This is a genomic window from Xanthomonas hyacinthi (assembly GCF_009769165.1).
Classification (GTDB): domain Bacteria; phylum Pseudomonadota; class Gammaproteobacteria; order Xanthomonadales; family Xanthomonadaceae; genus Xanthomonas_A; species Xanthomonas_A hyacinthi.
Window position 1 is genome coordinate 746811 of sequence record NZ_CP043476.1, and the last position, 24523, is coordinate 771333.

19 protein-coding genes and 1 riboswitch are annotated in these 24523 nt (G+C 67.6%); of the genes, 12 read left to right on the top strand and 7 right to left on the bottom strand.

From position 1 onward, the window contains the following. Positions 1-2 precede the first annotated feature (2 nt). Positions 3-121: riboswitch (SAM riboswitch) on the bottom strand. Positions 122-255: 134 nt separating this feature from the next. The 4 genes from FZ025_RS03475 (at position 256) to FZ025_RS03490 (ending at position 5739) form a co-directional block, all read left to right on the top strand. Further along, positions 256-1275, top strand: a complete 1020-nt coding sequence (locus FZ025_RS03475) for a peptidoglycan DD-metalloendopeptidase family protein (RefSeq protein WP_167523868.1) — start codon at positions 256-258, stop codon at positions 1273-1275. 46 nt (positions 1276-1321) lie between these two features. Next, positions 1322-2926 (top strand): peptide chain release factor 3, encoded by a 1605-nt coding sequence (locus FZ025_RS03480; protein ID WP_046977295.1) that lies wholly within the window; start codon positions 1322-1324, stop codon positions 2924-2926. A 126-nt stretch (positions 2927-3052) separates the two neighbouring features. Next, the gene (gene trhA, locus FZ025_RS03485; RefSeq protein ID WP_046977292.1) at positions 3053-3697 is read left to right on the top strand and encodes a PAQR family membrane homeostasis protein TrhA; all 645 of its coding nucleotides are present in this window, start codon (positions 3053-3055) and stop codon (positions 3695-3697) included. A 62-nt stretch (positions 3698-3759) separates the two neighbouring features. Further along, complete coding sequence (locus FZ025_RS03490; protein ID WP_046977291.1) at positions 3760-5739, top strand: AsmA family protein; 1980 nt, start codon at positions 3760-3762, stop codon at positions 5737-5739. 116 nt (positions 5740-5855) lie between these two features. Here the strand turns inward: FZ025_RS03490 and FZ025_RS03495 are convergent, their stop codons facing one another. From FZ025_RS03495 to mtgA, 3 genes are read right to left on the bottom strand one after another with little or no spacing between them, the layout of a single operon-like run. Next, positions 5856-6284: a CBS domain-containing protein gene (locus FZ025_RS03495; RefSeq protein WP_046977290.1), complete on the bottom strand. Its 429-nt coding sequence runs from the start codon at positions 6282-6284 to the stop codon at positions 5856-5858. Continuing rightward, entirely contained in the window at positions 6244-7266 is a 1023-nt protein-coding gene (locus FZ025_RS03500) for a glycosyltransferase family 2 protein (protein WP_104557626.1), read from the bottom strand. The genes FZ025_RS03495 and FZ025_RS03500 overlap by 41 nt, the downstream gene beginning before the upstream one ends. A gap of 39 nt (positions 7267-7305) precedes the next feature. Beyond that, positions 7306-8049 (bottom strand): monofunctional biosynthetic peptidoglycan transglycosylase, encoded by a 744-nt coding sequence (gene mtgA, locus FZ025_RS03505; protein ID WP_046977288.1) that lies wholly within the window; start codon positions 8047-8049, stop codon positions 7306-7308. A gap of 64 nt (positions 8050-8113) precedes the next feature. On the opposite strand from mtgA, the gene hslO reads away from it, so the two are divergent. From hslO to FZ025_RS03525, 4 genes are all read left to right on the top strand, one after another. Next, positions 8114-9028, top strand: coding sequence for an Hsp33 family molecular chaperone HslO (gene hslO / locus FZ025_RS03510; protein ID WP_046977287.1), 915 nt, complete (start codon positions 8114-8116; stop codon positions 9026-9028). A 117-nt stretch (positions 9029-9145) separates the two neighbouring features. Beyond that, positions 9146-10006, top strand: a complete 861-nt coding sequence (locus FZ025_RS03515) for an XOO1806 family protein (protein WP_046977286.1) — start codon at positions 9146-9148, stop codon at positions 10004-10006. A gap of 239 nt (positions 10007-10245) precedes the next feature. Next, a complete protein-coding gene (locus tag FZ025_RS03520) occupies positions 10246-13125 on the top strand; it encodes a TonB-dependent receptor plug domain-containing protein (RefSeq protein WP_046977285.1) in 2880 nt (959 codons plus the stop codon). A gap of 253 nt (positions 13126-13378) precedes the next feature. After that, complete coding sequence (locus FZ025_RS03525; RefSeq protein WP_146093494.1) at positions 13379-14254, top strand: hypothetical protein; 876 nt, start codon at positions 13379-13381, stop codon at positions 14252-14254. A gap of 162 nt (positions 14255-14416) precedes the next feature. On the opposite strand, the gene FZ025_RS03530 is transcribed toward FZ025_RS03525, so the two are convergent. Beyond that, positions 14417-15028, bottom strand: coding sequence for a TetR/AcrR family transcriptional regulator (locus tag FZ025_RS03530; protein WP_046977284.1), 612 nt, complete (start codon positions 15026-15028; stop codon positions 14417-14419). Between the two features lie 139 nt (positions 15029-15167). Here FZ025_RS03530 and FZ025_RS03535 point away from each other — a divergent pair, with 139 nt between their 5' ends. Both FZ025_RS03535 and FZ025_RS03540 read left to right on the top strand, forming a co-directional pair. Next, the gene (locus FZ025_RS03535; RefSeq protein ID WP_046977283.1) at positions 15168-16091 is read left to right on the top strand and encodes an alpha/beta fold hydrolase; all 924 of its coding nucleotides are present in this window, start codon (positions 15168-15170) and stop codon (positions 16089-16091) included. Then, positions 16088-18568, top strand: coding sequence for an acyl-CoA dehydrogenase (locus tag FZ025_RS03540; RefSeq protein WP_046977282.1), 2481 nt, complete (start codon positions 16088-16090; stop codon positions 18566-18568). The genes FZ025_RS03535 and FZ025_RS03540 overlap by 4 nt, the downstream gene beginning before the upstream one ends. A gap of 328 nt (positions 18569-18896) precedes the next feature. Here FZ025_RS03540 and FZ025_RS03545 read toward each other — a convergent pair whose 3' ends face one another. Both FZ025_RS03545 and FZ025_RS03550 read right to left on the bottom strand, forming a co-directional pair. Continuing rightward, on the bottom strand, positions 18897-19250 hold the full coding sequence (locus tag FZ025_RS03545) for a DUF1304 domain-containing protein (protein ID WP_046977294.1): 354 nt from the start codon (positions 19248-19250) through the stop codon (positions 18897-18899). 85 nt (positions 19251-19335) lie between these two features. After that, positions 19336-20736, bottom strand: coding sequence for an NTP/NDP exchange transporter (locus FZ025_RS03550; RefSeq protein ID WP_208803737.1), 1401 nt, complete (start codon positions 20734-20736; stop codon positions 19336-19338). Between the two features lie 87 nt (positions 20737-20823). Here FZ025_RS03550 and FZ025_RS03555 point away from each other — a divergent pair, with 87 nt between their 5' ends. Next, positions 20824-22422, top strand: coding sequence for a GMC family oxidoreductase (locus FZ025_RS03555; protein WP_046977281.1), 1599 nt, complete (start codon positions 20824-20826; stop codon positions 22420-22422). A 189-nt stretch (positions 22423-22611) separates the two neighbouring features. Here the strand turns inward: FZ025_RS03555 and FZ025_RS03560 are convergent, their stop codons facing one another. After that, on the bottom strand, positions 22612-22791 hold the full coding sequence (locus FZ025_RS03560) for a hypothetical protein (RefSeq protein ID WP_046977280.1): 180 nt from the start codon (positions 22789-22791) through the stop codon (positions 22612-22614). A gap of 79 nt (positions 22792-22870) precedes the next feature. Here FZ025_RS03560 and FZ025_RS03565 point away from each other — a divergent pair, with 79 nt between their 5' ends. Then, complete coding sequence (locus FZ025_RS03565; RefSeq protein WP_046977279.1) at positions 22871-24259, top strand: serine hydrolase domain-containing protein; 1389 nt, start codon at positions 22871-22873, stop codon at positions 24257-24259. The last annotated feature ends 264 nt before the right edge of the window (positions 24260-24523 follow it).

Sequence of the window (24523 nt, forward strand, 5' to 3'; positions counted from 1 at the left end):
TCGAACCATCTTTCGGTGGACGCGGTGGTCCCCGCAGGATTTGGCACCGACACGGTCGCTTGCGCGTCCGCTGGCTGCCCCGGCATCAAAGGGCCTGTCCCTCCGCCGGTCTCGATGGTGCGGTCACGATGCCAGCGTTTTCCGGCGTTGTCAAATCTCTTTATTCGGATGGAGCGATATAAGAAGCCGCAACCGCGGCTGCCGCATACTGCGCACCGCCACGGCACTCCCCCCACGCCGCCGCCAGGAGCCCCGATGCCCGGCCAGTGCCCGGCCCCCGCCGCTGTCCGCGACGCCGCCACCACCCGGTTGCGCGCTGCGCCGCGCTGGCTGCTGCTGGCCGTGTGCGGGTCGGCACTGGCGCCCGTCTCCGGCGCGTCCGGCACGCTGTATGCGTGGCGGGACGCCAACGGCATCGCCCACTACGGCGACCACGCCGCCGATCCGCAGCGCGATGCGGAGGTCGAACCGCCGCCGCCAGCGAGCGCCGAGCTGTCGCTGGCACAGCTGCGCCTGGACGGCCAGGCCCCGCGCCAGCAGGCCTGGGCCGACAACCGCCTGGACGGGCCGCTGCAGGTGCAACTGCGCTCCCGCCGCGCCGACAATCTCGCCGCAGTCCCGGCACTGCCGCTACGCGCGGTGCTGCCCGCCCGCGGCAGTGCGCTGCTGTCGCGGCTATACCCCAGCGACCCGCGCTACGCCAGCCCGTTCGACCTGGTCCTGGAGGCCGTGCCCGGCGACCCGGCCGCCAAGCCGCAGGACGCGCTGTACCGACTGCCGTTCGCCGCGGCGCCGGTGCGCGTGGACCAGGGCGTGGGCGGCCACTTCAGCCACCACGACGCGCAGAACTACTACGCGCTGGATTTCGCCCTGGCCGAAGGCACCCCGGTGCTGGCCGCGCGCGCCGGCACGGTGATGCAGGTGGAAGCGGGCTTCGCCGCGGCCGGGCTGGACCGCGAAACCTTCGGCGGCCGCGCCAACTTCGTGCGCATCGTGCACGCCGACGGCAGCATGGCGCTGTACGCGCACCTGGCGCCGCAGGGCGTGGCGGTACGTCCGGGCCAGCGCATCGCCGCCGGCGAACGCCTGGCACTGTCCGGCAACACCGGCCTGAGCAGCGCGCCGCACCTGCATTTCGCGGTGCAGGTCAACCGCGGCATGCGCCTGGAGTCGATCCCGTTCCGCATGGCCGGCGCGCGCGGCGAGCTCAAGCTGCCGCGCGGCGAGGACGCCACGGACGCCGCGCAACCCGTGGCCGGCGCCGCGGCGCTATAATTCCGCCCTTCCCTGTAGCCGTGATCGCCCAGTGGGCGCCGTTGCCATGTCCGATGTTGCCCAGGAAGCTGCGCGCCGCCGCACCTTCGCCATCATTTCCCACCCCGACGCCGGCAAGACCACGCTGACCGAAAAGCTGCTGCTGTTCGGCGGCGCGATCCAGATGGCCGGCTCGGTCAAGGGCCGCAAGGCCGCGCGCCATGCGACCTCCGACTGGATGGCGCTGGAAAAGGAGCGCGGCATCTCGGTGACCTCGTCGGTGATGCAGTTCCCGTACGAAGGCAGGATCATCAACCTGCTCGACACCCCCGGCCACGCCGACTTCGGCGAGGACACCTACCGCGTGCTGACCGCGGTGGACTCGGCGCTGATGGTGATCGACGTGGCCAAAGGCGTGGAAGAACGCACCATCAAGCTGATGGAAGTGTGCCGGCTGCGCGACACGCCGATCATGACCTTCATCAACAAGCTCGACCGCGAAGGCAAGGAGCCGATCGACCTGCTCGACGAAGTGGAGACCGTGCTCGGCATCCAGTGCGCGCCGGTGACCTGGCCGATCGGCATGGGCCAGCGCCTGAAGGGCGTGGTGCACCTGATCAGCGGCGAAGTGCATCTGTACGAACAGGGCCGCAACTTCACCCGCCAGGACTCGACCATCTTCCCGTCGCTGGACGCGCCCGGCCTGGCCGCGCGGATCGGCGCGCAGATGCTGGCCGAACTGCGCGAGGAACTGGAACTGGTGCAGGGCGCCAGCCATCCATTCGACCGGGACGCCTACCGCGCCGGCAAGCAGACCCCGGTGTTCTTCGGCTCCGGCGTCAACAACTTCGGCGTGCAGCCGCTGCTGGACTTCTTCGCCGAGCACGCGCCGCCGCCGCAGCCGCACGCCACCACCGGCCGCGAGGTACAGGCGACCGAAGAGAAGCTGACCGGCTTCGTGTTCAAGATCCAGGCCAACATGGACCCGCAGCACCGCGACCGGGTCGCGTTCATGCGTATCTGCTCGGGCCGCTTCAGCGCCGGCATGAAGACCCTGCACGTGCGCACCGGCAAGGACACCAAGCTGGCCAACGCGCTGACCTTCATGGCCAGCGACCGCGAGATCGCCGCCGAGGCCTACCCCGGCGACGTCATCGGCATCCACAACCACGGCACCATCTCCATCGGCGACACCTTCACCGAGGGCGAGGCGCTGTCGTTCACCGGCATTCCCAACTTCGCCCCGGAACTGTTCCGCCGCGCGCGGCTGCGCGACCCGCTCAAGCTCAAGCAGCTGCAGAAGGGCCTGGCGCAGCTGTCCGAGGAAGGCGCCACCCAGTTCTTCCGCCCGCTGATGAGCAACGACCTGATCCTCGGCGCGGTCGGCGTGCTGCAGTTCGAGGTGGTCGCCTATCGGCTCAAGGACGAGTACGGGGTGGATGCCAGCTTCGAGCCGGTCGGCGTGGTCACCGCGCGCTGGGTGCATTGCGACAACGCCAGGAAGCTGGAGGAATTCCGCGAGAAGAACGCGATGAACCTCGGCATCGACGGCGCCGGCGAACTGGTCTATCTGGCGCCGACCCGGGTCAACCTGCAGCTGGCGCAGGAACGCGCGCCGGACGTGCGCTTCGCCGCGACCCGCGAGCACGCGCACAGCGTCGCGCTGGATTGAGGCGACGGACCGAAGCGGCAAGCGCGGGCGTGAACCGCGCGCCAATTGCTGCATCGCAACGGAGGCGAACCGCGCGCAATTGCGGTACCGTTTCGGGCCATGCAAGCAGACCCGCGGTCCTCGCCCATGCACACCGACGCGCCGCCTTCTACGGACTGGCGCGACGAACTCGCCAGCGCCCTGACCCATGGCCTGGGCGCGATCGCCGCACTGGCCGGCAGTTCGGTACTGATCACCCTGGCCGCGATCCACGGCGACGGCTGGCAGCTGGCCGGCGCGATCGTGTTCGGGGTCGCCTTGCTGCTGCTGTACACCGCCTCCACGCTGTATCACGCCATCTCGCATCCCGGCGCCAAGGCACGGCTGCAGGTGCTGGACCATTGCGCGATCTATGTGCTGATCGCCGGCACCTACACCCCGTTCACCCTGATCGGCCTGCGCGGCCCCTGGGGCTGGGGCCTGTTCGCGGCGATCTGGACCATCGCCCTGGCCGGGGTGATCTTCAAGCTGTTCTTCACCGGCCGCTTCCGGCTGCTGTCGACCATCCTGTACCTGGCGATGGGCTGGCTGATCGTGGTCGCGATCGAGCCGCTGCTGCACTCGGTCGATGTGCGCACCCTGTGCTGGCTGCTGGCCGGCGGCCTGTTCTATACGCTGGGCACCTGCTTCTACCAGCGCGACACGGTGCGCTACTTCCATGCGATCTGGCACCTGTTCGTGCTCGCCGGCAGCGTCTGCCACTTCGTCGCGGTGACCGCGCAAGTGCTCTAAGCAAGCCTCGCGCGGCGTGCGCCTTTCGCACCCCGTGCACGTGCGCCGCCTAGTATGGCCGGATGGATCGCGAGCCCACTTCTGCATCGCGTGGCCGGCGCCGCTCCTGGCCCTGGCGCCGCCCCGACGGCCGCTTGCGGCGTTGGCCGTTGGTACTCGGCGCACTGCTGCTGGTGCTGCTGATCGTCATCCTGGTATTCGACTGGAACTGGTTCAAAGGTCCGGTGGAACGCGCGGTGCAGGCCAACACCGGCCGCGAATTCCACATCGACGGCAACCTCGACGTCGCCCTCGGCGGCACCACCACCATCCGCGGCGACGGCCTGCGCTTCGCCAATGCGGACTGGTCGAAACAGCCGCAGATGGCCAGCGCGCAACGTGCCGAGATCGACCTCGCACTGTGGCCGTTGCTGCGCGGCAAGCTGCGCATTCCCGAGATCCGCCTGACCCAGCCGCAGCTGCTGCTCGAGACCGGGCCGAACGGGCAAGCCGGCAACTGGAGCTTCGGCAGCAGCGACGGCGGCATGCAGGCGACCCTGGGCCGGTTGCTGGTGCAGCAAGGCCGCTTGAAGTTCCAGGACCTCCCCGGCCGCACCGACATCGACGTCAGCGTCGACAGCCTGACCGCGCAGCGCCGCCGCGGCGATGCCGCACCGCCGATCGCGGTCGCCGGCGATGGCCGTTGGCGCGGCAACCCGTTCACGCTCAAGGGCAGCACCGCCTCGCCGCTGGAACTGAGCGAAAGCGACCATCCGTTCAAGATCGACCTGCGCGGCAGCGCCGGCAGCACCCGCGCGCATATGCGCGGCACGCTGACCAATCCGTTCCAGTTGCGCGTGTTCGACCTGCAGCTGAGCCTGGCCGGCACCGACATGCAACACCTGTATCCGCTGCTCGGCATCGCCATTCCCTCCACCCCGCCCTACCAACTGGACGGCCGGCTCAAGCGCAATGGAGACGTCTGGCGCTATGAAGACTTCAACGGCCGCGCCGGCGACAGCGACCTGGCCGGCAGCGTGCAGATCGACACCGCCGGGCAGCGCCCGTTCCTGCGCGCCGACCTGCGCTCGCGGCGCCTGGACTTCGACGACCTGGCCGGCTTCGTCGGCGCGCCGCCACGCACCGGCGCCGGCGAGACCGCCAACGCCGAACAGAAGGCGCAGGCGGCCAAGCTCGCCGCCGACGCCAAGGTGCTGCCGGCCACGCCGTACGACCTCGGCAAGCTGCGCGCAATGGACGCCGACGTGCGCTGGAAGGCGCAGCGGATCAACGCGCAGAAACTGCCGCTGGACGACATGGACGCGCACCTGAAGCTCAACGACGGCGTGCTGCTGCTGCAGCCGCTCGACTTCGGCGTGGCCGGCGGCAACATCCGCTCGGACATCCGCATGGATGCGCGCAAGCCGACCATCGCCACACGCGCGCAGATCTCGCTGCGCGGCATGCAGCTGGGCAAGCTGTTCCCGGACGGGCAACTGGCCAAGGAAGCCTCCGGCGCGATCGGCGGCGAGATCGCGCTCGCCGGCACCGGCAACTCGATCGCGCAGATGCTCGGCAGCGCCGATGGCAGCATCGCCATCGGCATGGGCAAGGGCCACATCAGCAACCTGATCATGGAGCTGGCCGGGCTGGATATCGCCGAATCGCTGAAGTTCCTGATCACCAAGGACCGCGAGATTCCGGTGCGCTGCGCGTTCGGCGATTTCGCGGTCAGGAATGGAGTGATGGACGCGCGCGCGCTGGCCTTCGACAGCACCGACACATTGATCGTCGGCAGCGGCAACATCGACCTGGGCGACGAGACACTGGACCTGCTGCTGAAGGCGCGGCCGAAGGATCGCAGCATCCTGTCGCTGCGTTCGCCGCTGCGCGTCGGCGGCACCTTCAAGGATCCGACCTTCCGCCCCGACGTCACGGCACTGGGCATGCGCGGCGCGATCGCCCTGGCGCTGGGCAGCATCGCCCCGCCGGCGGCCTTGCTGGCCACGCTGGAAACCGGCCCGGGCAAGGACGCCGATTGCGGCGGGCATTATGCCAAGTAGCCGGGATTGGGGATGACCAGCCATTCGGCTGTGAAAAGCCGGGATTGGGGATTCGTAAAAGCAGAAGCAGGCCGACGTGCTTTTGACTTTCCGAATCCCCAATCCCCAATCCCGCGTCAGCTAGTGATATAGCGCTGCAGCTGATCCAGTTCCTGCCGCTGTTCCTCGATCACCGCCTTGACCAGGTCGCCGATCGAGATCACCCCGATCACCGCGCCGGCCTGCACCACCGGCAGATGGCGGATGCGCTGCCCGGTCATCAGCTCCATGCATTGCTGCACGCTCTGCGCCGGATCGACCGTGTACACCTTCGCGCTCATGATGTCGCGCACCGGCGTGCTCGCCGAAGACCGGTCCTGCAGCACCACCTTGCGCGCGTAGTCGCGCTCGGAAAGGATGCCGGCCAGGCGCCCGTCCTGCATCACCAGGACCGCGCCGATGCCCTTGTCGGCCATCAGCCGCAGCGCATCGACCACCGCCGCATCCGGCGTCACCGCGTGGATCTCACCGCCCTTGTCGCCCAACAACTGTCGTACCGTACGCATCGCTGCCTCCCGGTTCGCTGGATCGCACGGCCGAGGATACTCCTCCGCCCGGTGCGTGCCAGGTGTCGACCAAATATAGCGGCCGCCGCTTGGATTCCTCGTACAGGCGGCCCAGGTATTCGCCGATCAGGCCCAACGCGATCAGCTGCGCGCCGCCCAGGAACAGGATCACCGCCATCATCGTCGGCCAGCCGGCGACCGGATCGCCCCACAGCGCCGCCTTGATCACAATCCAGGTTCCGAACAGGAACGCGCCCACCGCGGTCGCCAGGCCCAGATAGGTCGCCACCCGCAGCGGCGCGGTGGAAAAACTGGTGATGCCTTCCAGCGCGAAGTTCCAAAGCCGCCACAGGCCGAACTTGCTGCGCCCGGCCAGGCGCGGCGCACGCCGGTACGGCAACGCCAGCTGGCGGAACCCGACCCAGCCGAACAGCCCCTTCATGAACCGATGGCGCTCGCGCAACTGCGCCAGCGCCGTCAGCGCGCGCGGCGACAGCAGGCGGAAATCGCCGGTGTCGGCCGGAATCGGGGTCTTCGACAGGCGCCCGATCAGCCGGTAGAACAGCGACGCGGTGCCGCGCTTGAGCCAGCCCTCGCCGTCGCGCGCGATGCGGGTGCCGTAGATGTCGTCGTAGCCGGCGCGCCAGTGCGCGACGAACTGCGCGATCAGCTCCGGCGGATCCTGGCCGTCCGCGTCCAGCAGCATCGCCGCGCCGTGCTCGACGAAATCCAGGCCCGCGGTCAGCGCCAGCTCCTTGCCGAAATTGCGCGACAGGCGCAGCGCGCCGACCCGCGGATCGGCCGCGGCCAGCGCCAGGATCGCCTCCCAGGTCGCGTCGCGGCTGCCGTCGTCCACATACAGCACCCGCCCCTCCAGGCCGTCCACGCCATCGAGCGCGGCGAGGATGCGCGGATGCAGCAGCGGCAGGGTCTGCGCCTCGTTGAAGGCGGTGACGACGACGGTCAGGCGCTCGGATTCCATGGACCGATGGTACGGAGCCGATCGCGGGTTCACCAGCGGCTACGGCGCCTGCAGATACGCCGGCCCGCCCAGCTGCCGCGTCTGCCGCTGGATCCAGTTGGCGCGGCGCTGCACATACGGCCCCGGGCGCGCGGCGGCGTAGCGCTGCGGCGCCGGCAGCACCGCCGCCAGCAGCGCGCTCTGCGCCGGACTCAGCTGCGCCGCATCCTTGCCCCAGAAGCTGCGCGCCGCCGCCTGCGCGCCGTAGACCCCGTCACCGAACTCGGCGACGTTGGCATACACCTCCAGGATCCGCTGCTTCGACCACAGCGCCTCGATCAGCACCGTGTACCACGCCTCCAGCCCCTTGCGCAGCCAGCTGCGGCCCTGCCACAGGAACAGGTTCTTGGCCACCTGCTGGCTGATCGTGCTGGCGCCGCGCAGGCGGCCGCCGCGCGCATTGTGGTCGCGCGCCTTCTCGATCGCATCCAGATCGAAGCCGTGGTGGCTGGGGAAGCGCTGGTCCTCGGCGGCCACCAGCGAAATCGGCAGGCTCGGCGCGATCTGCGCAGTGTCGCGCCAGTCGTAGGCGACGCGGAACGACCAATCGCCCTCGCCCCAGGCGCCGAGTTGGCGCGCAAGCATCATCGCCGAGAACGGCGGGTCGACGAAGCGCAGCGCGATCACCTGCGACGTGCTCGCCAGCGCGAACAGCAGCGGCGCCGCCAGCAACCAGCGCAGCCAACGGCCGCGCGGCGACCGCGGCACGGCCGCGCCACTTGCAACGCCCCGCGTCGCCCCCATTGCTATGCCTTCTTCGACGTTGTCCACTCGAGATGACCCACTATCCTGCGGTCGCCATCTTCCCATGCGCAGCGAGGCCGCGATGAGTTCTTCCGACCACGATCACCTGACCCGCTTCCTGCTGCCCGGCGCCGGCGTGCGCGGCGTGCACGTGCGCCTGCAGGCGGCCTGGCGCGACATCCTCGCGCCAGCCAGCTATCCCGCCGCGGCGACCGAGTTGCTGGGCGAGGCCTGCGTGGCCGCGGCCCTGTTCACCGGCCACACCAAGGTCGACGGGCGCCTGTCGGTGCAGTTGCGCAGCCAGGGCGCGCTGCGCACCCTGTTCGCCGAATGCACCGCGGCCGGCACCCTGCGCGGCATCGTCCAGCTGACCGAGGGCAGCGACGCCCCGCGCGATCTGCGTGCGCTCGGCGCCGGCGCACTGCTGGCGATCACCATCGAAAATCCCGGCCTGGACCCGCGCGAACCGCAGCGCTACCAGAGCCTGGTGACGCTGTCGGCGGCCGAACTGGGCGAAGCCTTCGAAGACTATTTCCGCCAGTCCGAACAGCTGCCGACGCGCCTGATCCTGGCCGCCGACGGCCACCAGGCGGCCGGCCTGTTGCTGCAGAAGCTGCCCGGCGACAGCGGCGACGAGGACGGCTGGAACCGCGCCGGAGCCTTGTTCGAGACCGTGAGCGAAGCCGAATTGCTGGCCCTGCCGGCGGCAACCCTGCTGCACCGGCTGTTCCACGAGGAAGCGCCGGAACTGCTGGGCACCAAGCCGCTGCGCTTCGGCTGCTCCTGCTCGCGCGAGCGGGTGGCGGCCATGTTGCGCTCGCTGGGCGAGGAAGAAGCCCGCGCCGCCGCCGAGGCAACCGGCCAGGTTGAGATACGCTGCGAGTTCTGCGGCCGGCACTATGACTTCCCCTTGACGGAATTCGGCGTATTGTTCGCGGCAACACCGGCTGAACCGGCGCCATCGGAGCGCTTGCAATAGTCGGGAATGCGCATTAGGGCCGGGGAGTCCGACTTGTTAAAGAAACATAAACCCACTAGCATCGCCCCCCCTGCCCGGCGGGAACTTTAGTTCCTGCCCGAGAGTCATAGACTGCCGATGCGAGACCTATTGCGCCTGCCACTTGCCCTGCTGATCGCCCTTGCGGCGAGCACGGGCGCGCATGCGCAGAGCAAGCCCGCCGGCAGCCACGACCGTACCGTGCTGCCGATCTGGAACAAGGGCAGCGGCAAGGTCGAGGCCTTGCTGTACCTGGAACCGACCGGCGAACAGGCGGTCGGCGCACGCTGGCGCTTCGGCCGCAATTCGCTCGACGCCGCCTTCGGCCTGTCTTCCGGCGACTCGCTCGGCCTGCTGTGCAACAGCGCCAGCGGCAGCAGCATCAGCGGGCTGGCCAGCCATTGCATGCTCGCCAGCCTCGGCGACGACGACGGCGATGTCGGCCACCACGTCGCCGCGACCACCACCTTCAACCGTCCCGGCGGGCGCCTGTCGCTGTCGGCGGGGACCGGCCGCGAGAACATGCCGGCGTGGCTGGCAGGACCCAACAAGACCCCATCGCTGCGCATGGAGCAGAACGACCTGACCGTGTTCGCGCAGCAGAACATCGGCCGCGAAGGCTTCGTCTCGATCGGCGGCACCTATGCGCGTGCGCGCCTGGTCCCGATCGCCGATGCCTCGGAAGCCCTAGTCAACCAGTGGGACAGCAAGAGCCTGAGCATCGGCGGCGGCTATGGCGCTTTCAGCGCCAACGTGATCGGCCGCGTGGTCGACGCGCCGGGCCAGCCCGGCAAGTGGTCCGGCCTCGGCGTGGGCCTGACCTGGCGCACCCCGTGGAGCGGCCAGCTGACCGTCGGCGCCGAGAACGTGATCACCCGCGGCAAGAACCCCTTCGCCCCGAACAACATCAGCACCGAGGAAGGCACCATCCCCTACGTGCGCTACGAGCAGGACCTGTAAGCCCCTGTTCTCCCGCAGGTTTCAAAAAAGCAGGCGCCCAACAGGGCGCTTTTTTGTGATGAATGCGAGGTATCCGAAGACCCGCATTCACTCCATTCCATCAATTTGTTAACGCTACTTTAATTCTTGCTCAAGGCGGGATACCATCGGGTCACCCTGAAGGTCTTGGCGTCGCTCTTTCGACTCCACCGGCAGGCACACCATGGGTCAACCCCAGATCTCATTCGGAGAGAGAGCTAATGAATTGCAAGACCAACAAACTGCGCGATGCCGTTGTGCTCGCGCTTGTGGTGAGCGCCAGCGGCGCGACGGGCGCTGCGTTTGCTCAGGATGCAGGAAGCACAAGCCCGACCAACCTTGATCGCATCGAAGTGACCGGTTCGCGTATCCGTTCGGTCGACGTTGAAACCGCCCAGCCGATCTTCACGGTGTCCTCCGAGGAAATCAAGAAATCGGGGTTGGTCAGCGTCGGCGACATTCTGCAGAACCTGACCGTTTCCGGCACCCAGACCTTCAGCAAAGCTGCCGTGCTGACCTCCAACCCAGAACAGGGCGGCCAGTACGTCAACCTGTACAACCTGGGCGAACAGCGCACCTTGGTGCTGGTGAACGGCAAGCGCTGGACCTCGAGCCTGGCCGGCTTCACCGACATGTCGACCATCCCGGCCGCCCTGATCGAACGCATCGAAGTGCTGAAGGACGGCGCCTCGGCGATCTACGGCTCCGACGCCATCGCCGGCGTGGTGAACATCATACTGCGCAAGAACTTCGAAGGCGCCGAAGTCTCGGCCCTGATCGGTCAGAACAGCCGCGGCGACGGTCAGAAGGAGGCCTACTCCTTCACCCTCGGCGCCAGCGGCGAACGCTCCTCGATCGTCTTCGGCGCCAGCTACTCCAAGGAGGATCCGGTGTGGGCGAAGGATCGTGCGTTGACCCGCACCACCTATGGCCCGAACCACCCGCGGGATGCACTTAGCGCGACCGGCCCGTGGGGCCGCTTCAATTTCGGCGGCAGCACCTACGTCCTGAACCACACCGGGACCTGGGATGGCAACGGCATCGGCGCTGATTCGCGCGACCTCGCCAACTACCATAATGGCGTGAGGACCGACGACCGCTTCAACGCCACTCAGCAGATGATGCTGGCGCAGGAAACCGAAACGAAGTCGATCTTCACGACCGGCAGCTTCGAGATCAACGACTACGTCACCTTCAAGTCGACGGCGATGTACTCCGAGCGCAATTCCGAGCGCCAGGTCGCCGGCTATCCGCTGAGCGCAACGGCGCAACCGACCTACCCGGTTGCAATCAGCGGCGAGAGCTACTACAACCCGGTTGGTCAAGATATCACCTCCTGGTTCCGCCGCACGATCGAAATCCCGCGCGTTTCGCAGAACAACGTGAAGAGCTATCACTTCGACGCCGCGCTGGAAGGCGCGTTCGAAGTCGGCACGCACGGCTGGAACTGGGACGCCGGAATCAACTACAACAAGTTCGACGTCACCCAGATCGGCACCGGCAACATCAACCTGCTGGCGCTTGAGAAGGCCTTGGGTCCGTCGTTCTTGAACAGCCAGGGCGTGGTGCAGTGCGGTACTGCAGCCAACCCCATCCCGCTGGGCACCAGCCTGTCGGCCGGGCAGTGCATTCCGTGGAACGTCCTCGGCGGTCCGTCGGCCTCCACTTCCGACGCGCTAAAGTACATCAACACTCTTGGCCAGGCCACCCAACAGAGCGTGAGCAAGCAGTACTTCGCCAACATCACCGGCGGCCTGTTCGACATGCCGGGCAACGCCGGCGAATTCGCCTTTGCGGCCGGTGTCGAGCACCGTGAAGTCTCCGGCTACGACTACCCGGACCAGCTGTCCAGCGCCGGTTACACCACCGACCTGGCCGCTGGCGCGACGACGGGCAAGTACAAGACCGACGAAGTCTACCTGGAGCTGATGATCCCATTGCTGAAAGATCTGCCGCTCGCCAAGGAACTGTCGTTCGACGTAGCCAGCCGCTATTCCGACTACGATCGTTTCGGCGACACCACCAACAGCAAGTTCAGCCTGACCTGGAAGCCGGTTGAGGACCTGTTGGTCCGTGCCACCTACGGCAAGGGCTTCCGTGCCCCTACTCTGGACGACACCTTCGGTGGCGGTTCGCAGTCCTTCGACTACCTGACCGATCCGTGCGATGCCCGCTTCGGCCAGCTGTCCAACCCGATCGCAGCAGCACGTTGCACCAGCGAAGGCCTCGCACCGACCTTCCGCCAGACCGACAACGCAGGCGTGCCGGTGACCGCGCGTGAAACCCAGGGCAACGCCCCGTTCCAGGCCGGCGTCGGCAATGCCAATCTGGAACCGGAATACAGCAAGACCCGTACCGTCGGCTTGGTATTCAGCCCGCGCTGGATCCAGGGCCTGGACTTCTCGCTTGACTGGTACAAGATCAGTATCTCCAATGTAATCACTGCAGTCAGTGCGACCTATGTGCTGAACCAGTGCTACAACGGAGTGACCTCGTTCTGCAACTACACTCGTGACGCCACCAGCGGTCAGATCGTCACCCTGAGCCGCGGCAACACCAACCTGGGTGCGCTGGAAACCCAAGGCTACAACTTCGTCGTGAACTACCGCCTGCCGGAATTCGCCGCGGGCCAGTTCTCGCTCCGCCTGGACAGCAACTACCTGGTTGCGTTCCGCCAGCAGAGCGACAACAGCGCCCCTTGGGACGACTACGCAGGTTACTGGAACTACCCGCGCGTACGCGCCACGCTGGGTGTGAATTGGGCGAAGGGCGACCTGTCGGCCAACTGGAACCTGCGCTATTACGGCGGCTACCGCGACTTCTGCTACGACGCGGACGAGTGCAACGAACCGAACTACCAGACCGCCAACGGCGGCTGGGGCGGCGGCGTAGGGGCCAACAAGAAGGGGTCGATCAGCTACCAGGACGTCTCGGTCAGCTGGGCAGCCCCGTGGAATGGCTCGGTCACCTTGGGTGCCCGCAACGTCTGGAACAAGCAGCCGCCGATCACGTACTCGCTGACCAACAACAGCTCGTCGTCGATCGATCCGATGCTGGATTACGACCGTTACCTGTTCATGCAGTACACCCAGAAGTTCTGATCGCTGTTGATCGCGATCTGATCGTCTGAAGCAACGGCCCCGCAAGGGGCCGTTGTTTTTTTGGGCGGGCCCAGGCCTGTAATGGATTGAGCTATGGGCCCGGGATTGAGATGTATGCAAAGGAGATGTGTCAGGAGACGCCTTATTTTTTGTAGGGGATTTCTGATATTCGAAAATCCTAGATGCAAGTCTAAAAAAAGAAATCGCACTTGAGATATTTTTAATAGATGGAAATTAAATAGGGAGAACAGCTGTGCTTAAACTTTCTTTCGGAATGACGATTTTATTATTTGCTCTTTACTCCGCGCCATCCAAATCAGATGCCGCCAACATCCGCTGTGACACATGCGTAGTCGATGACGACTTCAGGGAACAAGCATTGGTTCACGGGCAAGGCACTCACAATATTTACAATCTTTTAGACAACACTATTCAGACCTGGAAAGTTCCAAAACAGGACGCAGGAACAGACCCACTAAAAGCGGGAGCTGGCCGCGTCACGATACAGGCAGGATCACAACCCCCGGTCAAAGTAAGCACAACCTCCGCAGCAATTACTGAACTGGACCGCGCGCACAAAGTCTTCGTAATCGGGAGGTACACACTACGCCCCATCATAAATGTACCTGTCGGAATTGTTGATGTGCCTTCCGCGCAGGACAAGACCGCAACAAATTTTCTATCCGATCAAAACCTCCGCGCAATGTTGTCCTCTGCTATTGCAAGCAACAGTGTATATTCCACTGTCGTGGGAACGAACCTCGCAACAGCTATCGCTGATCTAATGGCTGTCGCGGCTTCGCCACTAGGCCTCAAACAGCAGGTCAACTTAATATTTCGCTTAGTAATGACTGATGGCAGCTCCGTTGATTTCAATATAACACTTGACAGCGCCACTGGCCATTACATCGAAGGAAGTGCACGTACGCCGGCTGGTCAATTAGTCCCGGACAAAATTGATCAGGTCCAAGGAGAGTGGACGGACGCAGGGGGAGACGACCTCAACTCGCTGGCTAGTTACATGGGAAGTTTGGGAGCAACGATGCAATGGTCAGGTAGCGGCCATGTCACCCGCATTGCATGCGTGACGGCAGGCGAACAGCGCGTCTGCACGGTAGTCACTCAGTAAAGACTAGGTGGCCGGCAGGGCGGGCCTCGATGTGAGGTCCGCCCAATTAATTTTCCGCCCTACCAACTCTCAAGAATTCCAATGGCCGACGCATCTAAAATTGCGATGTACATCCGTACACATATAATAGAATATTATAGATATTCTCATCTACTCAGTTAATCACCCAGGAATCAGGGTCACGATGACGTGCTCGACATAAGCCTCGAATTCCTCGCGCGCCTGCTTGGGCTGGTGCAGCTGCAGCGACAGCTGCAGGAACCCGACGTAGGCGGCATAGGCCAGCCGGGCGCGGTGCTGGGCATCGGTGCGGCTGAGGCCGGCCTGGCGGAACGAGGCGATCAGGTACTCCATGCGCCGCTGCGAGACGCGGTCGATGACCGGGCGCACCGCCGGATGGTCCAGCGCCTTCAGCAACTCGCTGTAGATGATGTGCGGTTTGACCTCGTGCGCGACCAGCTGGAACAGCGCGCGCAAGCGGGTGCGCGGATCCGGCACTTCCTCCAGGCTGCCGAACACCTGTTGCTGCTCGACCAGTTCCCAGCGCTCCAGCGCGGCCTGCAGCAAGGCGTCGCGCGAGGGGAAATGCCAGTAGAAGCTGCCCTTGGTCACGCCCAGGCGCCGCGCCAACGGTTCCACCGCCACCGCGTTGACGCCTTGCTCGGCGATCAGGTCCAGCGCGGCCTGCGCCCAATCCTCGGCGCTGAGCCGGTTGTTGCGGCCACCGCTCGGAGCGGCGGCATCGTCGGGGGAAGACACGGAAGCATTGTTCATCCGTCGATTTAACCATACGGGGCAGTCGATTGCAGTATGTGCCCCCCATGAATCGCACGCAAATGCCCGGCAGCATTGGCTTTTCGTTTCCATACTGCATCGTATTGACATCACTGACGACTCCTCCATACTAGCTCGTATGGTTTCCTCTCCTTCCAGCATGCCGACTGCTGCTGCCTCCGCCCTGCTCGCCGGCGCGGACGATATGCGGCTGGCGGCGACCGTCATGGCCTCCGGCGAGGCGGGCAGCGTGCTGTTCGCGCATGGCTTCGGGCAGACCCGGCATGCGTGGCTGGCCAGCGCCGCGGCGTTGCAGGCGCATGGCTACCGCAGCGTCGCCTACGACGCGCGCGGGCATGGCGACTCCGCGCGCAATCCTGCCGGCCTGGCGTACCGCGGCGAACAATTCACCGACGACCTGATCGTGGTCGCCGGCGAGATGGCGCCGGCGCCGGTGCTGGTGGCCGCCTCGATGGGCGGGCTGTTCGGGCTGATGGCCGAGGCGCGCTGGCCGAGCCTGTTCCGCGCGATGGTGCTGGTCGACATCACCCCGCGCTGGCAGCCGGCCGGGGTCGAACGCATCCTCGCCTTCATGACCGCGCATCCGCACGGCTTCGCCAGCCTGGACGACGCCGGCGATGCCATCGCCGCCTATCTGCCGCAGCGCTCGCGCAAATCCGCCGGTGCCTTGCGCAGCGTGCTGCGCCAGCACGACGACCGGCGCTGGTACTGGCACTGGGATCCGCGCCTGGTCGAGGAGCTGGCGCGCGACAGCGAACAGCACCAGGACACCATCGCCCAGGCCGCGCGCAACGTGCGCTGCCCGCTGCTGCTGATCAGCGGCGGGCGCAGCGACCTGGTCACGCCGCAGACGATATCCGAGTTCCTGTCGCTGGTGCCGCATGCGCAGCACGCGCAGCTGCCCGATGCCACGCATATGCTGGCCGGCGACGACAACGGCGCATTTACCGCCACTGTGTTGCACTATCTGGACGCACTGCCACCGGCTAGCGCCGGCGCACCGTCCGCCGTCACCGAGCACGTCCCCGGAGCAAGCCCATGAGCATCGTCGCCCCCTTCCTTGTGTTGTTGCTGGCAGGCGCCTTCGCCGCCTATCACCGCATGCGGCTCGCCGTCTGGGCCGCGCTGAGCGCCACGCTGCTGGTCGCGTGCCGGCTGTTCGGCGCCAGCCACACCGCCAGCATCGTCGCCGCGGTGCTGCTGGCGCTGGTCGCGGTGCCGCTGCTGCTGCCGTTCGTGCGCAAGCCGCTGCTCACCGCGCCAATGCTGAAGGTATTCCGCAAGGTGCTGCCGCCGCTGTCGCAGACAGAGCGGATCGCGCTGGAAACCGGTTCGGTCGGTTTCGAAGGCGAGCTGTTCACCGGCGACCCGGACTGGCAGAAGCTGCTCGACTACCCGAAGCCGCAGCTGACCGCCGAGGAGCAGGCCTTCCTCGACGGCCCGGTGGAAGAGCTGTGCCGGATGACCAACGACTGGGAAATCACCCACGTCCACGCCGACCTGCCGCCGGAGCTGTGGAGCTTCGTCAAGAAGCACAAGTTCTTCGGCATGATCATTCCGAAGGAATACGGCGGCCTGGGCTTCTCCGCGCTGGCCCACCACAAGGTGATCCAGAAGATCGCCTCGGTGTCGAGCGTGGTCAGCTCCACCGTCGGCGTGCCGAACTCGCTGGGCCCGGGCGAACTGCTGCTGCACTACGGCTCCAAGGAGCAGAAGGACTACTACCTGCCGCGCCTGGCGGTGGGCCAGGAAGTGCCGTGCTTCGGCCTGACCGGCCCGTTCGCCGGCTCCGACGCGACCTCGATCCCCGACTACGGCATCGTCTGCAAGGGCGAGTGGAACGGCGCCAACGTGCTCGGCGTCAAGCTGACCTTCGACAAGCGCTACATCACCCTGGCGCCGGTGGCGACGCTGGTCGGCCTGGCGTTCCGCATGTACGACCCGGACGGGCTGATCGGCGACACCAAGGACATCGGCATCACCCTGGCGCTGCTGCCGCGCGAGACCCCAGGCGTTGAAATCGGCCGCCGCCACTTCCCGCTGAACTCGCCGTTCCAGAACGGCCCGATCCACGGCCGCGAGGTGTTCATCCCGCTCAGCCAGCTGATCGGCGGCGTGGACATGGTCGGCAAGGGCTGGAACATGCTCAACGAGTGCCTGGCCGTGGGCCGCTCGATCACCCTGCCTTCCACCGCCAGCGGCGGCGCCAAGTACGGCGCCATCGTCACCGGCGCCTACGCGCGCATCCGCAAGCAGTTCGGCCTGTCGGTCGGCCGCTTCGAGGGCGTGGAAGAGGCGCTGGCGCGGATCGGCGGCAAGGCCTATGCGATCAGCGCGCTGTCGCAGGCCACCGCCGCGGCGGTGGACCGCGGCGACGTGCCGTCGGTGCCGTCGGCGATCGCCAAGTACCACTGCACCTCGATGAGCCGCGAAGTCATCAGCGACGTGATGGACGTGGTCGGCGGCAAGGGCATCATCCTCGGCCCGCGCAATTTCGCCGGCCGCAGCTGGCAGGCGGCGCCGATCGCAATCACCGTGGAAGGCGCCAACATCATGACCCGCAGCCTGCTGATCTTCGGCCAGGGCGCGATCCTGTGCCATCCGTGGGTGATGAAGGAAATGAAGGCCGCCGGCAATCCGGACCGCAAGGCCGGCGTCGACGAGTTCGACCGCAACCTGTTCGGCCACATCGGCTTTGCGATCTCCAACGCAGTGCGCTCGCTGTGGTTCGGCCTGACCGCCGCGCGCATCGGCGCCGCGCCTGGCGACGCCTACACCCGCCGCTTCTTCCGCAAGCTGGACCGCTACTCGGCGAACCTGGCATTGATGGCCGACGTGTCGATGCTGATGCTCGGCGGCAAGCTCAAGTTCAAGGAATCGCTGTCCGGGCGCCTGGGCGACGTGCTGAGCCACATCTACATGACCAGCGCGATGCTCAAGCGCTACCACGACGACGGCGCGCCGGCGACCGACCAGCCGCTGCTGGCGTGGGCGTTCCACGACAGCGTGCACAAGATCGAACTGGCGCTGTCGGCGGCGCTGCGCAACTTCCCGATCCGTCCGGTGGGCTGGCTGATGTGGGCGCTGATCTTCCCGTGGGGCCGCCGCGCCGAAGCCCCGGGCGACCGCCTGGGCCACCGCGTCGCGGCACTGCTGATGACCCCGAACGAAGCCCGCGACCGCCTCGGCCAGGGCGTGTTCCTGACTCCGTGCGAGAACAACCCGGGCGGCCGCATCGCCAGCTACCTGACCAAGGCGGTGCTGGCCGAGCCGGTCGAGCGCAAGTTCCTGAAGGCGCTCAAGAGCAAGGGCATCGAGGCGCTGGACTTCGCCTCGCAGCTGGACGAGGCGGTGCGCGAAGGCGTGCTCTCGGCCGACGAGCGCCGCCAGCTGGAGGAACTGCGCGAGATCACCATGGACACGATCAGCGTGGACGACTTCGACGCCGACGAACTGCGCTCGGCCAGCTACTACCAGCGTGCCGCGAGCGGCAACGACCATTCGCGCGAGGCGGCCTGATCCAGGCCGGCCTGCTCCACACCGGCACCATCCACGCCGGCAGCACACTCACCACGACGGCGGACGTCGGTCCGCCGTCGTGGTTTGCGGGACATGCCATGCGCCGCCTGCGGTGGTTGCGCCGGTCGATGTGGTCGCAACGGTGCGCGCCGGGCATCCCGGACATGGGCGAAGGACATTGCGATCGCGGCCGCGGTCAGCGCGGAAATCCGGATTCAGCGCGATCCCGGACCATGCAGTTGCTCGCATCGCCATTCGGGTGCCGTCGCCCACGCGCACCGGTGCAACCCCAGCGGTCGCATGCGGCACGACGCCGCAGCCGTGGCGTTCAATAGGCCAGCAGCACCGCCGCGATCGCCAGCGCCGCCGGCACTGCCTGCACGAACAGGATCCGGCGGCTGACGCTCCACGCGCCGTACAGCCCGGCCACCACCACGCAGCCCGGGAAGAACAGCATCAGGTCGACGCGCTGCGCCGCCACGCCCCAGCCCAGGCCGGCGGCGAGGAAGCCGTTGTACAGGCCCTGGTTGGCCGCCAGCACCTTGGTCAGCTGCGCCTTGTCCGGCGTGTTGCGAAACGCCTTCATGCCCAGCGGCCGCGTCCACAGGAACATCTCCAGCACCAGGATGTAGACGTGCAGCAACGCCACCAGGCATACCAGGCTCGAGGCCAGCAGGGTCATGCGCGCGTCCATCGGCAAAACAGAATGCGCAGCATAACGGTTGCCGCAGTGGCCGGCACCGAGGCTGCGCGGCCTGCGCGCAGGCTCAGCGCGTCGGCGCTGCCTCCGTCGCTGCCGCAGGCGCAGCGCTTTCGACCGCACGCGCCAGGCGCCAGCCGATGACGCCGGAAAGCGTCGCCGCCAGCGCCGCCAGCGCGGCGAAACCGGGCACGCCCATGCCCAGCGCGCGCAGGCCGTTCATCGCCGAGGTCACGGCCACGTCGCCGGCACGCCACACCGCCGTATCCACCGCATTCTTGCCCTGGTAGCGCAGCTGCCGCGGCACCCGCGTGTACAGCGATTCGCGCGCCGGGCCGACCATGCCGTAGGTCAGCGACCGGGTGATCACCACCGGCAGCACCACCCACGGCACGACCCACACCGCCAGCGCGTAGGGATCCGGCGACAACGCGGTGGCCAGCAGCGTGGCCACGCTGATCAGCGCCCACAGCGCGATCACCGCGCCGGCGCCCTTCTTCATCAGCAGCCAGCGGGTCACGCTGAGCTGCACGGCGACCTGCAGCACATTGGTCAGCGTATCGATGTTGGCGGCGAACTGGGTGCGCTCGACCGCGTTGTGGAAGGTGGCGCCGGAGTAATCGGTCATCAGCGCATAGCCGGCCGTGCCGATGCAATCGCCCAGCAGCATCAGCAGCGCCATGCCGCGCATGAACGGATTGGCCAGGATCTGCTTGAGGCCGTCGAACATGCCGCCGCCGACCGCCGCCTCGTGGCCGGCATCGTGGCGGCGCGCGCCATGCACCCGCGCCCAGCGCCCGAGCAGGATCACGCAGACCAGCGCCACGCCGAGCAGCGCCGCCGACACCAGCAGCAGCGGCGCCACGCCGATCACCCCGACCAGCCCGCGGGTCAGCAGCGGCCCGGCCACCGCGCCGGCGGTGCCGCCCAGGCCGATCAGCGGGAACAGCCGCCGCGCCTGTTCGCTGCTCCAGATGTCGGCCATGAAGCTCCAGAACACCGACACCACGAACAGGTTGAACACGCTGACCCAGACGAAGAACACGATGCCCAGCACGCGCGGACTGAGTCCGCCCTGGCCGCTGAACAGCGGCACGAAGCCGAGCAGGCACAGCGCGAAGAACACGTACACCGCCGGCACCACGATCCGCCGCGGCCAGCGCGCCGCCATCCACGCGAACAGCGGGGTCAGCAGCAGCGTGGCGACGAAGATCGCCATGTAGAACCAGGGCAGCTGGGTCGAGCCGACCGCCGCGGACAGCTGTTCGCGCACCGGCCGGATCACGTAGTACGCCGCCAGCACGCAGAAGAAATAGACGAAGGACAGCAGCACCGCGCGCAGCTCGCCGGTCTGGACGCGCTTGTTTTCCGCTTGCATCGGCCTGCCGTTCGCCGGGTGGTTGCGCGCACGGTAGCCGATGCACTGCAACATCGCCAGCGCCGCCGCCGCGCGCAGTCCCGCGCTCATCGCGGCATCTGCACGCCGCAGCGCGCGCCGAGCATATGCTCTATCCGCGGCGTCTAGCGTCGGCGCCACGAAAGAGGGGAGCGGCGGGTGTACGACTACATCATCATCGGCGCAGGCTCGGCAGGCTGCGTATTGGCCAATCGGCTCAGCGAGGATCGCGACTGCAAGGTACTGCTGATCGAGGCCGGGCCGCGCGACCGCAATCCCTTCATCCACATGCCGGCGGGACTGGCGCGGCTGGCCGGCAACCGCCGCATCAACTGGAACTACCTCACCGCGCCGGAGCCGGCCTTGAACGATCGGCGCCTGTGGTGGCCGCGCGGCAAGGTGCTGGGCGGCTCCAGTTCGATCAACGCGATGTGCTACGTGCGCGGCGTGCCCGCCGACTACGACGACTGGGCCGCCGCCGGCGCCGAGGGCTGGGACTGGCGCGGCGTGCTGCCCTATTTCCGCCGCAGCGAACGCAACAGCCGCGGCGGCGATGCGCTGCACGGCGGCGACGGGCCGCTGCACGTGTCCGATCTGCGTTACCACAACCCGCTCTCGGACGTGTTCATCGCTGCCGGAGAGCAGGCCGGCTTCGCCCACAACCGCGATTTCAACGGCCCGCAGCAACAAGGCGTGGGCCTGTACCAGGTCACCCAGAAGGACGGCGCGCGCTGCTCGGCGGCGGTCGCCTACCTGGCGCCGGCGCAGGCGCGCGCCAACCTGCAGGTGATCACCGACGCGCTGGTGCTGCGCCTGCTGCTCGAAGGCGAGCGCGTGGTCGGCGTGGCCTACGCGCAGCGCGGCGCCGAAGTGCAGGCGCGGGCCGCGCGCGAGGTGCTGCTCAGCGCCGGCGCGGTGAACTCGCCGCAGCTGCTGATGCTCTCGGGCATCGGCCCGGCCGACGAACTGCAGCGCCACGGCATTACCGTGCGCCTGGATCAGCCACAGGTCGGCGCCAACCTGCAGGACCATCTGGACGTGTGCACGCTGTACCGCACCCGCCCGGGCATCAGCTACGACCGCCGCAACCAGCTGAAGATCGCCGTCGACTATTTCCTGCGCGGCCACCGCGGCGCCGGCAGCAGCAACATCGCCGAGGCCGGCGGTTTCATCCGCTCGCCGCAGGCGCCGGACGCGCGCGCCGACATCCAGCTGCATTTCGTGCCGGCGATGCTCGACGACCACGGCCGCAACCGGCTGCCCGGCGACGGCTTCACCCTGCACGCCTGCCACCTGCAGCCGCGCAGCCGCGGCCGCCTGTCGCTCAACGACGCCGACCCGCGTACGCCGGCACGGATCCAGGCGAACTATCTCAGCGATCCGGACGGCTTCGATCTGCGCATGCTGGTGGAATGCGCACGCCTGGCGCGGCGCATCCTGCAGCAGCCGGCGTTCGCTCCCTGGCGCGGCGCGGCGCTGCTGCCGGTACGCGAGGACCTGGACGAAGCCGGCCTGATCGCCTACATCCGCGCCAAGGCCGAGACCATCTACCACCCGATCGGCACCTGCCGGATGGGCAGCGACGCGCAGGCGGTGGTCGATCCGCAGCTGCGCCTGCGCGGGCTGGACGGACTGCGCGTGATCGATGCGTCGGTGATGCCGCGCCTGGTCAGCGGCAACACCAACGGCCCGACGCTGATGATCGCCGAGCGCGCCGCCGACCTGATCCGCGGCCACAGCGTGCTGCGCGCCGGCTGAGGCGCCGCCGGCGCAACGGGCAGGCCCCCTGCCCTCAACGCGCGCGCGCCTGCCAGCGCCGCGCCCTGCCCAGCCACGCACACGCCCAGCGCGGTCGCACAGCCACGCTGACGGCCCGGAGCGGAACCCCATAGGCACCTGCGGGGCATGGCCCGCCGCGGCGCGACGCGGTACTGCGTAGGCATCGGGTCAGGCCAGGCCGGCGGCGACCGCGCCGGCGTCGGCGTCGGCGTCGGCACACCGGTTGCATGGGTTTGTTGCATGGGTTTGCGCACGCGCCGCGCCATCGCGGCAGCGCCGCGCGGACAGCGCCTTATACCGGCATTGTCGGCCCGGCAAAATCACCTGCAGGATCAAGACGATGCTCATTCATCTTCTCCCGGTTTGTGCAATGGCGAAAAGCGGCGCTAGAATCGGTTTCGGCAGCACCTCACAGGCCACACGCGCGATGAAACAGAACAGCAGGCAGCGGCTCCTTCGACCGGTGGCAACCGGGTTGCTCGGGGCATTGCTGCCCTTTGCGATGTCCTCCACCGCGCAGACGCCGGCGCCCTCGCAACCGCTGCCGCCGCCGATCTACACCGAGGCCACGCGCTACACCTCGCCGACCCAGCCGCTGCCGTACCGCGCCGCGCTGCCGGACAGCAAGGTGCTGCCGCTGGCCCGGGACTTCGATGTCGCCAGCCTGGAAGCGATGGCCGAGCAGCTCACCTACGGCGAGCGCGTGCCCGGCCTGGCGGTGGCGATCGTGCACAACGGCCAGGTGATCAGCGCGCGCGGCTACGGTGTCACCGACGTCAACCGCCCCGAGCCGGTCGATGCGCACACCGTGTTCCGCCTGGCCTCGCTGTCCAAGGCCTTCGCCGGCACCATGGCCGGCCTGCTGGTCAACGACGGCACCCTGCGCTGGGACAGCAAGGTCACCGACTACGTGCCCGGCTTCCAGCTCAGCGACCCGGTCGCCACGCGCCAGTTGAACGTGGCCGACCTGCTCAGCCATCGCGTCGGCCTGACCTACAACGCCTACGACCGCGACGTCGAGTCCAACACCGACTACTACACGCTCAGCCACAAGCTCGCCTACGCCCCGCTCAAGTGCGCGCCCGGCGAGTGCTATGCGTACCAGAACGTGGCCTTCAGCCTGATCGGCGACGTGGTGTTCGCCGCCTCCGGCAGCTTCTACGAGCAGTCGGTGGAGCGCCGCATCTTCAAGCCGCTGGGCATGAACGATGCCAGCATGGGCCTGGCCGGGATCCAGGCCAGCCCGCGTTGGGCGCGCCCGCACGTGCGCAGCCGCAACGGCTGGGTGTCGCTGATGCCCAAGCCCACCTACTACCGGCTGGCCCCGGCCGCCGGCGTCAACGCCAGCATCAGCGACATGGCGCAGTGGCTGATCGCGCAGACCGGGCACCGGCCGGACGTGCTGCCGGCGCCGCTGCTGGCGACCCTGCATGCGCCGCTGATCACCACGCCCGGCGAGATGCGCTCGGGCTGGCGCCGCGAGCGGGTCAACTCGGCCAGCTACGCGCTGGGCTGGCGCATCTTCGATTACTCGGGCCACCAGGTCGTCTTCCATGCCGGTGCGGTGCAGGGCTATCGCGGCCTGGTCGCGCTGGTGCCGGAGCGCGACCTGGGCGTGGCGATCCTGTGGAACGGCGAGAGCGGCCTGCCCTCCGGCCTGCTGCCGACCATCCTCGACCGTGCGATCGGCCTGCCGGCGCAGCGCTGGCTGGACGTGGACACCGACTTCGGCAGCGACAACATGATGGCCGAGCGTGCGGACCCGAAGGACAAGAAGGGCGCCTCCGCGTCCAAGTCGGTCGCCTCGCCGCACTGACGCTGCCAGCCTGCAGCAATTCGCGGAAGGCGGCGCAAGCCGCCTTTCCGCTGTCTGCGCTGCGCGCTGCACGATGACCGGCGCGGGCACCGAAGCGCCGCGCTGCGCCAGCGCCGGGGGATGCACAGCGTCGGCAGGCACTTTGCCTGTCGCAACGACGCGGCCGCTCGGCGTGATCGGGCGGCTTGGCCGATGCCCGCATCGCAGGTCCAGGGATCCGGATCGATCGGGCACGCAAGGCGCCGACAGCGTGCCATGGCAGCG

What these genes read in the sequence shown, in the direction of transcription:
- FZ025_RS03475 (WP_167523868.1), top strand. Translation starts at nt 256, where the DNA reads ATGCCCGGCCAGTGCCCGGCCCCCGCCGCTGTCCGCGACGCCGCCACC.
- FZ025_RS03480 (WP_046977295.1), top strand. Translation starts at nt 1,322, where the DNA reads ATGTCCGATGTTGCCCAGGAAGCTGCGCGCCGCCGCACCTTCGCCATC.
- trhA (WP_046977292.1), top strand. Translation starts at nt 3,053, where the DNA reads ATGCACACCGACGCGCCGCCTTCTACGGACTGGCGCGACGAACTCGCC.
- FZ025_RS03490 (WP_046977291.1), top strand. Translation starts at nt 3,760, where the DNA reads ATGGATCGCGAGCCCACTTCTGCATCGCGTGGCCGGCGCCGCTCCTGG.
- FZ025_RS03495 (WP_046977290.1), bottom strand. Translation starts at nt 6,284, where the DNA reads ATGCGTACGGTACGACAGTTGTTGGGCGACAAGGGCGGTGAGATCCAC.
- FZ025_RS03500 (WP_104557626.1), bottom strand. Translation starts at nt 7,266, where the DNA reads ATGGAATCCGAGCGCCTGACCGTCGTCGTCACCGCCTTCAACGAGGCG.
- mtgA (WP_046977288.1), bottom strand. Translation starts at nt 8,049, where the DNA reads ATGGGGGCGACGCGGGGCGTTGCAAGTGGCGCGGCCGTGCCGCGGTCG.
- hslO (WP_046977287.1), top strand. Translation starts at nt 8,114, where the DNA reads ATGCGCAGCGAGGCCGCGATGAGTTCTTCCGACCACGATCACCTGACC.
- FZ025_RS03515 (WP_046977286.1), top strand. Translation starts at nt 9,146, where the DNA reads ATGCGAGACCTATTGCGCCTGCCACTTGCCCTGCTGATCGCCCTTGCG.
- FZ025_RS03520 (WP_046977285.1), top strand. Translation starts at nt 10,246, where the DNA reads ATGAATTGCAAGACCAACAAACTGCGCGATGCCGTTGTGCTCGCGCTT.
- FZ025_RS03530 (WP_046977284.1), bottom strand. Translation starts at nt 15,028, where the DNA reads ATGAACAATGCTTCCGTGTCTTCCCCCGACGATGCCGCCGCTCCGAGC.
- FZ025_RS03535 (WP_046977283.1), top strand. Translation starts at nt 15,168, where the DNA reads ATGGTTTCCTCTCCTTCCAGCATGCCGACTGCTGCTGCCTCCGCCCTG.
- FZ025_RS03540 (WP_046977282.1), top strand. Translation starts at nt 16,088, where the DNA reads ATGAGCATCGTCGCCCCCTTCCTTGTGTTGTTGCTGGCAGGCGCCTTC.
- FZ025_RS03545 (WP_046977294.1), bottom strand. Translation starts at nt 19,250, where the DNA reads ATGACCCTGCTGGCCTCGAGCCTGGTATGCCTGGTGGCGTTGCTGCAC.
- FZ025_RS03550 (WP_208803737.1), bottom strand. Translation starts at nt 20,736, where the DNA reads ATGAGCGCGGGACTGCGCGCGGCGGCGGCGCTGGCGATGTTGCAGTGC.
- FZ025_RS03560 (WP_046977280.1), bottom strand. Translation starts at nt 22,791, where the DNA reads ATGAGCATCGTCTTGATCCTGCAGGTGATTTTGCCGGGCCGACAATGC.
- FZ025_RS03565 (WP_046977279.1), top strand. Translation starts at nt 22,871, where the DNA reads ATGAAACAGAACAGCAGGCAGCGGCTCCTTCGACCGGTGGCAACCGGG.